This window comes from Methylobacterium symbioticum, assembly GCF_902141845.1.
In the GTDB taxonomy this organism is placed as follows: domain Bacteria; phylum Pseudomonadota; class Alphaproteobacteria; order Rhizobiales; family Beijerinckiaceae; genus Methylobacterium; species Methylobacterium symbioticum.
Genome location: NZ_CABFPH010000175.1, coordinates 1 through 7,172 on the forward strand (window position 1 = coordinate 1; position 7,172 = coordinate 7,172).

A 7,172-nucleotide genomic window follows, 5' to 3' on the forward strand; every position below is an offset into this window, starting at 1 on the left:
GGCCGGGCTGTCGAGCCGCAGCAGCGGCCAGCGCCAGGCGCCGCCGCCGGAGGCCCGGGCGAGCCCGGCGACCAGGGCGTCGGCCGCCTCCGCATCGATCGCCGCGCCACCGGCCGCGAGCAGCGGGTCTGTGGCGGTGACGAAGGGCGTCAGGAAGGGCCGGGCCACGCGGGCGCCGAGCCCGCTGAGATCGCGGGCGGTTCTGTAGGGCAGGAGCGCCTCGAGGCGCCCGGCCCGGGCCACGGTGACGGCGGCGAGGTCGGCCGGTGCGAGGCCCGCCGCGCCATGCGCCGCGAGGACGTGGCGGCTGAAATGGGGATGGGCGTCGTGCGCTCGGGCGAAGAGGTCGTCCCAGGCCGCGCCGTCGATCGACGCGACGGGCGTGAGGGCGATCTCGAACGCGGTCGCGGCGGCGGGGGAGGGGGTGCTCATCGGGCGGCTCCGGCGAGGCTGGACCAGACCGGCGTCGCGAGGCCGTGGACGGCGCGGGCCGCGTTGGCGAGGGCGGCCGCCCGCAGAACGGTGGCGATGGCCATGGCGAGCGCGGCGCCGATCACGCCGAGCGGCGGGACCAAGATCAGGCAGAGCAGGGCGGCGAGGCCGAGCGCCGCCACGGTGATCGCGGCGCAGAGCCGTTCGCCGCCGAGCATGGTGAGCAGGTCCTCGCCCGGGCCGAACAGGCTGGCGGCGACGCTGCCGGCGGCGAGCACCGCCAGGATCGGCACGCTCTCCGAGAAGCCCGAGCCGAACATCGCCAGGAGCAGCGGGCTCACGGCGACGACGGCGACGGCGACCGCGAGGGTCGCCGCCGCCGTGGCCTGTCCCTGCAGGCGCACCAAGCCGGCCAGCGCCGCCCCGTCGCCGCGGGCCGCGCTGTAGCGCTGCGCGGTGGCGGCGGCGGCGGCGAAATGCACGAAGACCACGAATTGCTGGATGCGGGTCGCGGCGAAGTACAGGCCGACCGCGGCCGGCGGCATCAGAAAGCCCAGCACCATCACGTCCACGAAGCCGAATCCGGCGGTAGCGAGGTCGATCGCGGCGATGGGCAGGCAGGCGCGCAGCCACCTCCGCAGGTCGAACCGGGCCGGCCCCGGGGCAAGCGCGCCGCGCAGGCGCGCGAGCAGCAGGACGGATTGCAGGGCGGTGGCGAGGGCGGCGGCGGCGAGCATGCAGGCCATCGCCACCTCGGCCCGGGCCGGCGCGCCGGCGAGCACGGCGGCGAGCAGCGCGCCCATCATCGCCACCTGCCGCAGGAGGTAGGGCGGCGCGATGGCGAGCACGGCCCAGTTCTGGCTGCGCGCGACGCCTTCGAGGTAATCCTGAAGCGCGAAGAGGGGCAGGACCAGGGCCGCGATCACGAGCGGCGCGCGATAGGGCTCGGCGAGGACGGAGGGGGCCGCCCGCAGCAGGACGAGGCCGAGGAGGGCGATACCCACGGAGGCCGCGAGGGTCAGGAGGGCGCCCGCGGCGAGGTAGCCGCGCGCCTCGGCGAGATCGCCGCGCCCCTGCGCCTCCGGCAGGAAGCGGCAGGCCCCCTGCGACAGGCCGAGCGTCAGCGTGTGGCCGAGCATCGCCGTCCAGACCCAGACGGTGGCGAAGACGCCGTATTCCTCCCAGCCCATCAGCCGGGCGGCGAGCACCTGTGCGGCATAGGCGAAGCCGGCGGCGGCGATGCGGATGAGGAACACCGAGAGGGCGGCCCCGGCCGCGCCCGACCGCGCCGCGCGCAGGCGCTGGAGGGCCATGCCGAGGGAGAGCCGCGCCGCCATGTCCGTCCCGCGCCCGAGGAGCCAGCCCTTCCGCTTAACGGGCCGGGCTTGCGGGCGGGTTAATGGGGGCCGGGCTTGGTCTCGGCCTTGCCGTCTCCGGCTCCGTCGCCTCTGCCCTGGGCCTTGAGGGCCGGGGGCTCCTTCGTCCCCCCGGTCGTCTCCGGCTGGAGCAGCGACAGGGTGATGGCGCGGGTGACGTGCTCGGCCATGCAGCGCAGGCCGAGATCGTTGATGCGGAACTGGCGCCCGAGCATGTGGCCCTCGGCGCCCTTGTCGCTGCGCCCGGCAAGGTAGCGCATCGCCTCGTAGCGGAGCACCAGCGGCACCTTCTCGCGGACGGCGACCTCGCGCACCGCGTTCACGATGCTGGTGTAGTAGGCATCCGTCGCGAGGCTCGCCGTGTAGGTGGGATCGACCAGCACCACGTCGATGTCGTGCGACTTGATCCAGCGCACGGTGTCGTCGAGCGCCTCCGCGAAGGCCGAGAGCTCGACCCGCGCCAGGGCGTCGTGGGTGCCGACCTGCCAGACCACGAGGTCGGGCTCGACCTCGGCCACGATGCTGCGCAGCCGCTCGGCGGCGTCACCCGCGATCTCGCCCGGCAGGCCACGGGCCTCGATCACCACGTCGACGTCGGGCAATGAGCGCTCGAGCGCCGTCTCGAGCTTGACCGGGTAGGTGCTCGACGCGCCGAGCCCGGCGGAGGTGCCTCCGATCGAGAGCACGCGGACCGGCCGCTTCTCCTTCAGCGCGGCCTTCACCGCGCCGAGCCGGGCCAGGGTGTAGAGCTGCGAGCCCGGCACCCGGCATTCGGGCGAAAGGCTGGTGTCGCCGGGCTCGCTCGCGGCGGGCGGCGAGACCACCGCCGGCGGGGCGGGGCGCGGGGGCGCCTCCTCGGCGAGCGCGGCGCCGGCCACGAGGCAGAGGGCGAGCGCCGTGAGGCGGAGCGCGAGCGGCCTGAGGCGGCCCTCGAGGCGGCGCGGTCGCGTCAGACCCGGGGTCGCGGCTTGCGGGAGCGCCATTCGACGAACCATGCGGTGTAGCCCAGGGCGAGCAGGCCGAGACAGAGGATGCACAGATCGGTCAGGAAGCCGCCGCCCGTCCAGAAACGCAAGAGCTGCCCGCCGAGGCTCAGTATTGAACCCATAGAGAAAACGGCGAGTGAATTACGCCCCAGCTGCGTCAGATACGCAACCGCCCAACCGATCCAGGGGGCGATCAGGCCGTAGACGGGCCCGAAGGCCAGCAGCACGCCGAGGAAGTGGATCAGCCGCGCGGGCGTCAGGTAGGTCTTGTCGAAGGTGAAGAGCAGGCGCGGCTCGGGCACCCGGAGGGGGTCCGGCCGGATCTCGAACAGGGCGAGGCCGATCCCCAGGAGGACCAGCGCGACGCCGAGCGGGAACAGGCGGCGCGACCAGCGGCGCAGGGTGTCCGATTCCCGGTTCCAGTCCTGGAGAACGAAGCCGAGCACCAGCAGGAGCTGCCAGCAGAGCGGGTTGAAGAACCAGTCCCCCTGGCCCGGCCAGGACGGCAGGTTCCATTCCTCCACGAGGCTGATCAGGTAGAGGCCGCCCGAGACAATCAGTGCCGCGACGCGGCTGCGGCGCGCGATCAGGATGAAGAACGGCGCGATCCCGAGCAGCACCACATAGAGCGGCAGGATGTTGAAGAACCCGAGCTGGTGGGTCAGCAGCACGATGCCGACGACCGTCTGGATCGGGTCGGCGAAGAAGCCGCCCGCATTGTGCCATTCCAGGATGAGCGGATTGTCGAGCAGGAGCGCCGTGCCGGCGATGATGGCGAGCGCCATCAGCATCACCGTGAGCTGGGCGCGGTAGACCTCGATGGTGCGCGACAGGAGGCGCAGGACGCTGCGCCCGCCGGGCTCGGGCGTGCCGTCGCGCCCGCGCGTGGCGATGCCGATGGACCAGCCGGCCAGGAACACGAACAGCTCCGCCGCGTCGGAGACACCGTACTGCGAGTAGGTGTAGCGCTCGAACGTGTTGCCCGGGACGTGGTTGATGAAGATCGTGACCAGGGCGAGGCCGCGCCAGAAATCGATCGCGTTCGGGTCCCGCATCGCGGTGGCGGCTCCGGGGCTGGCTTGAGGCGCGGGGCTGGTGGACGGCGCGTCCTGATACGGTGCGCGCGATGGATCTGCAAAGGTGGGCGCGCGCTCACGATCCAGCGAACCTCGGCAGGCTTCCCGCGTTTGGTCGGGCACGAGCCCCCGAGCGCCCGGCAAGGGCATGCAGGCGCACGCCGCGCATCCGGTCCTCCGCCACCCCGTCCCGGCCGGACCGGTGCCTCGTCACGGGGGCGACCTGGCAGGAGGATGTTCCGATGTCTCGTTCCCTAAACCCTTTCTGGCTCGCGATCGTCGCCCTCGCCCTCCCGAGCGCCGCTTTCGCCCAGGCCCAGACCGGGACCGGCGGCGGCCCGACCTCGACGGTCACGGCCCCGAACACCTCCTCGGTCGGCCGCACCATGCCGCCCGCTGCCGGAGCGGGCCCGCGCGAGGAGCGCACCGAGCGCACGCCGCAGATGAAGGATGACGATCGCATCCAGAAGGGCATCTGCATCGGCTGCGGCGCGAAATAGGGCTCTCAGACATCGTTTTGACGCGCTCTCTTTCGCCGAACCGGTATCCACTTCGGCGGAGAGCGCTCGAGCGGCCCGCAACCTGGCCGCCCGCGATTTGACTTCGCGGGCGGGGCGGGGCTTCCTGGCCGCCATGCCCAGCCGGACCCGATCCGGAGCCCGAGCCTTGGACGACACTCTCGAACTCCGCGATCAGCTCGCCCGGGCCTGGCGACAGGTGCTCGACGCGGCCGTCGAGAACGGCGCGCCGCCCCAGGCCGTGATCGAGACCATGGCCAGCGTGGCGCACGAGACCTTCGCCACCGTGTTCGGCGCCGCCGCGGCGGCGAGCTATCTCCAGCTCCTGGCCGAGCAGCTGCGCGACCTGGAGCGGAGCGAGACCGACCGGCTGGTCCGAGGCGAGGACGGGCCCGAGCCCGCGTCCGACCCGGTCGAAGCCGACACGCCGATCGATCCGGCCTGGCTCACCCAGGACACCCTGTTCAGCTGAGGCCCATCGCGGCCCTATCCTTCGGTGGCCTCCGCCTTGTGCGGGCGCAGCTCCGGCGTGCTCTGGGCGATCTCCGTCTCGGCGGGGGGCGCGGCGCGGCTCTCGGCCCGGCTCGCATCCACGAACAGGCGCGCCTCGCCCTCCTTCAGGCCGAGGCTGCGCAGGGCGTAGAAGGTCATGCCGAAGGCGAGCTCCCGCTCGCCCATCAGGACGAGGCCGACCTTCTCCTCCTCCATGCGGCGGCGCTCGGCATCGCTGTGGGTGCGGATCAGGGTGTCGATCGTCGGATTCGCCTCGCGGGCGATCTCCACGAGCCGGCGCGCCTGGTGCGAATCCGGGGTGGCGCTGACCAGCAGGCGGGCGCGCCCGATATCGGCGGCGTCCAGGATGCCGGGCGCCAGCGCGTCGCCGAACACCGCCTCGATGCCCGCCTCGCGCAGCTCCAACACCCGGCGCCGGTCGCGGTCGATCACGACGAAGGGCAGGTCCCAGCTCGCCAGGGCCTTGCCGATGCTGCTGCCCACCCGGCCGTACCCGACGACCACGGCGTGCCCGCGATGCGGTCGGCCGGGCTCCGAGACGGGGATGGCGTCCGCCCCGCGCCGCTCGAAGCGGCGGGCGAGGTCGGGCCGCTCGGCGAGCCAAGCCTCGACGCGCGCGGCCAGCATGAAGGCGAGGGGGTTGAGGGTGATCGAGAGCAGGGCGCCCCCGAGGATCAGGTCACGTCCCTCCGTCGGCAGGAGCTTCAGCGACAGGCCGAGGGTGACGAGGATGAAGGAGAACTCGCCGATCTGCGCGAGGCTCGCCGCGATGGTCAGCGCCGTGCCGACCGGGTGCTTGAAGACGAGCACGATCGCCACCGCCGCGAGCGACTTGCCGAGCAGGATCACGCCGAGCACCGCCAGCACCGAGAGCGGCTCGCGCAGCAGGATGCCCGGATCGAACAGCATGCCGACCGAGACGAAGAAGAGCACCGCGAAGGCGTCCTGCAGGGGCAGGGAATCGGCGGCCGCCTGATGGCTGAGATCGGACTCGGCGAGCACCATCCCGGCGAAGAAGGCGCCGAGCGCGAAGGAGACCCCGAACAGCTCCGCCGAGCCGAAGGCGAGGCCGAGCGCCAGGGCCAGCACCGCCAGGGTGAACAGCTCGCGCGAGCCGGTGCGCGCGGCCTGGTCGAGCAGCCAGGGCACGAAGCGGCGTCCCACCACCAGCATCAGGGCGACGAAGAGCGCGACCTTGGCGAGGGTGAGCGCGAGGGTGAGCCAGAGGCTGTTGGCGAGGCCGGGTCCGATCAGGCCGCCGATCAGCTCGGTCAGCGCGTGCGCCGCGCCGTGCCCGGCCTCCTCCGTCTTGCCGCCGAGGGACGGGGCGAGCGCCGGCAGCAGCACCAGCGCCAGCACCATGGCGAGGTCCTCGACGATGAGCCAGCCGACCGCGATGCGGCCCTTGTCAGTGTCGAGCAGGCCGCGCTCCTCCAGGGCGCGCAGCAGCACGACGGTGCTCGCCACCGAGAGCGCGAGGCCGAAGACGAGGCCGGCGCCGAGACCCCAGCCCCAGGCGAGCGCCAGCGCGCCGCCCATCGCGGTCGCCACGGCGATCTGCACGATCGCCCCGGGCAGCGCGATGGTCCGCACCGCCATCAGGTCGCCGATCGAGAAATGCAGGCCCACGCCGAACATCAGCAGGATCACGCCGATCTCGGCGAGCTGCCCGGCGAGTTCGCTGTTGCCGACGAAGCCCGGCGTGTAGGGGCCGACGAGCACGCCGGCGAGCAGGTAGCCGACGAGGGGCGGCAGCCTGAGGCGCTGCGCCACCATTCCGCACACGAAGGCGAGGACCAAGCCCAGGGCGATGATGGCGATCAGCTCGGTCGCGTGCGGCACGGGTGTCTCGACTCCACAAGTCTCAAAGGGTTCAACGTCTGGAAGTAGCCCACGCCACCGCCGGCCGCCGCTGCATCGGGCGCTTGCGCGATCAGGCCGTCTCGCGCGGCGGCCGCCAGCATAGACCGATCCGGGCGCCGGGTCGGTGACGGATTGCACCAAGCGGACATCGGGACGCAAAAAAATGCGCCGTGCTTGCTGGGAAACCGAATTTTGCAATCGTTGGTTGTCGTTGCGCCCATATCAGACTGGAGACCGCGTCGATGGCAGCCGGGACCGAACCGACCGCACAGCAGGACCGCAACGGCGTGATCTGGACGCTGGCGCTCTCCGCCGCGCTGGTCGGGCTGGTGGCGCTCCCCCGCCGCGGCGGCCGGCCCGCGCGCCCGGCCTCGGGCACGCAGGAGGCGCCGCGCGAGACCTCCGGCT

At 72.9% G+C, this 7,172-nt stretch carries 6 protein-coding genes and 1 pseudogene; 2 read left to right on the forward strand and 5 right to left on the reverse strand.

From position 1 onward, the window contains the following. From MET9862_RS27910 to MET9862_RS27925, 4 genes and pseudogenes are all read right to left on the reverse strand, one after another. A pseudogene (locus MET9862_RS27910) lies at positions 1 to 432 on the reverse strand (GNAT family N-acetyltransferase); the annotation flags it as partial. Further along, complete coding sequence (locus MET9862_RS27915; RefSeq protein WP_142586162.1) at positions 429 to 1,769, reverse strand: lipopolysaccharide biosynthesis protein; 1,341 nt, start codon at positions 1,767 to 1,769, stop codon at positions 429 to 431. The pseudogene MET9862_RS27910 and the gene MET9862_RS27915, both read right to left, overlap by 4 nt. A gap of 59 nt (positions 1,770 to 1,828) precedes the next feature. Further along, the gene (locus MET9862_RS27920; RefSeq protein WP_244612941.1) at positions 1,829 to 2,791 is read right to left on the reverse strand and encodes an SGNH/GDSL hydrolase family protein; all 963 of its coding nucleotides are present in this window, start codon (positions 2,789 to 2,791) and stop codon (positions 1,829 to 1,831) included. Further along, positions 2,758 to 3,849 (reverse strand): OpgC family protein, encoded by a 1,092-nt coding sequence (locus MET9862_RS27925; protein WP_142586163.1) that lies wholly within the window; start codon positions 3,847 to 3,849, stop codon positions 2,758 to 2,760. Before MET9862_RS27925 ends, MET9862_RS27920 begins: the two co-directional genes overlap by 34 nt. Positions 3,850 to 4,112: 263 nt before the next feature. Here MET9862_RS27925 and MET9862_RS27930 point away from each other — a divergent pair, with 263 nt between their 5' ends. After that, positions 4,113 to 4,370: a hypothetical protein gene (locus MET9862_RS27930; RefSeq protein ID WP_142586164.1), complete on the forward strand. Its 258-nt coding sequence runs from the start codon at positions 4,113 to 4,115 to the stop codon at positions 4,368 to 4,370. A 166-nt stretch (positions 4,371 to 4,536) separates the two neighbouring features. Then, a complete protein-coding gene (locus tag MET9862_RS27935) occupies positions 4,537 to 4,860 on the forward strand; it encodes a hypothetical protein (RefSeq protein ID WP_244612942.1) in 324 nt (107 codons plus the stop codon). Positions 4,861 to 4,874: 14 nt separating this feature from the next. On the opposite strand, the gene MET9862_RS27940 is transcribed toward MET9862_RS27935, so the two are convergent. Further along, complete coding sequence (locus tag MET9862_RS27940; RefSeq protein ID WP_142586165.1) at positions 4,875 to 6,743, reverse strand: cation:proton antiporter domain-containing protein; 1,869 nt, start codon at positions 6,741 to 6,743, stop codon at positions 4,875 to 4,877. Between the last annotated feature and the right edge of the window lie 429 nt (positions 6,744 to 7,172).